This is a genomic window from Streptomyces sp. NPDC050738 (genome assembly GCF_040654175.1).
Taxonomy (GTDB): Bacteria; Actinomycetota; Actinomycetes; order Streptomycetales; family Streptomycetaceae; genus Streptomyces.
In genome coordinates this window covers 1-1,154 of sequence record NZ_JBFAHN010000035.1, presented here as the reverse complement: position 1 = coordinate 1,154, position 1,154 = coordinate 1, and the positions used below count along the sequence as shown (strand labels likewise).

The window sequence follows — 1,154 nt, the reverse complement described above, 5'->3', positions numbered from 1 at the left end:
TACTGGGCTTGAACTCGTGGAGTCGTTGGAGTGAGGGATAGGCCGGTGCCGGCGAGGCATCCGTCGATGAGGTTGCTGCGGTACTGGATCGTGCGCAGACCACGCCGGACTGTCTGGACCAAGTGCTCGGGGCTGGTGAAGGCGACGTTGCTGAGCCAGCCGCGCCGCAGCAGCGACCAGATGCCCTCGACCGGATTGAGATCTGGTGCGTAGGAGGGCAGTTGCTGCACGGTCAGCCAGTCCTGGTCGGCGGCCCATCTGCGGAGCCGGGCGTCCAGGTGCACGTTCAGATTGTCCCAGACGAGCACGATCGGGCCGCCGAGTTGGCGGTGGGCGACCTGCAGCAGATCGCGGTAGTCGCTCCAGGCGAAACTCTTGCGCCCATCACGCCGGCCGTCATCCCGGCGGGGCCGGTAGATCAAGCGGGAACGTTCACCGGGTTTGTAGCAGGTCAGGGCGGCAATGGAGACGCGACGACGGGATCGGCCACGGACTCTGATGATGGGGGTGTGGCCGCGTTTGGCCCAGGTGCGGGCGATGGGCGGCGTCATCGAGAACCCGGACTCGTCTTCAAAGACGATCCAGGCGTCGAGCGCCGCCGCGGTGCTTCCACCTGTGGCCAGGTCTCCTTCACCCAGCCGGTGATGGCCTCATCGTCACGCTCCAGGGCACGTCGGGCCGGGACCTGGCAGGAGAAGCCGTGCCGGATCAGCAACTTGCGGACACCCTGGAGGGTGTAGCTCTTGTGGAAGCGTCGGCCGATCACGGTCTTGACCCTGGTCAGGGTCCACCGCTGATCCGGCCATCCGTGCGCCGTCGGCCCCTTGATCAACTCGGCCTCCAACTGCAGGAACTGGGCCTCGCTCAGCCGCGGCGGCGACGCCGATCCAGCCGAGCGCAAAGCTCGCGGACCGCCCTTGGTCCACGCGCGACGCCATCGCTGGACCGAGCGGATACTGACCCGCAGTTCCTTCGCGATCGCCGAACTCGCCTCCCCGTCGGCGAACCGCAGAGCCGCTTCCAGGCGAACTCCCGCCCTGAACTCCCGCCGCTCATCCGTCAGACCACCACCCTGCGCGTACCTCATAACTACGGCGTACCGCGAGGATCAAGGCTTGTCAGCAGCTACGACTTCACGAGTTCAAGCTCAGTAA

The 1,154-nt window shown here is 66.4% G+C and carries 2 protein-coding genes; both read right to left on the bottom strand.

The window, feature by feature from the left end; translation table 11 throughout:
• Positions 1-551: transposase (locus AB0H78_RS38540; protein WP_363239504.1), on the bottom strand; the 551-nt coding region annotated here is incomplete at its 3' end.
• Complete coding sequence (locus AB0H78_RS38535) at positions 548-1,087, bottom strand: winged helix-turn-helix domain-containing protein (RefSeq protein WP_363239503.1); 540 nt, start codon at positions 1,085-1,087, stop codon at positions 548-550. The genes AB0H78_RS38540 and AB0H78_RS38535, both read right to left, overlap by 4 nt.
• Between the last annotated feature and the right edge of the window lie 67 nt (positions 1,088-1,154).

Coding starts and splice junctions, on each gene's coding strand:
- AB0H78_RS38535 (WP_363239503.1), bottom strand. CDS start 1,087: ATGAGGTACGCGCAGGGTGGTGGTCTGACGGATGAGCGGCGGGAGTTC.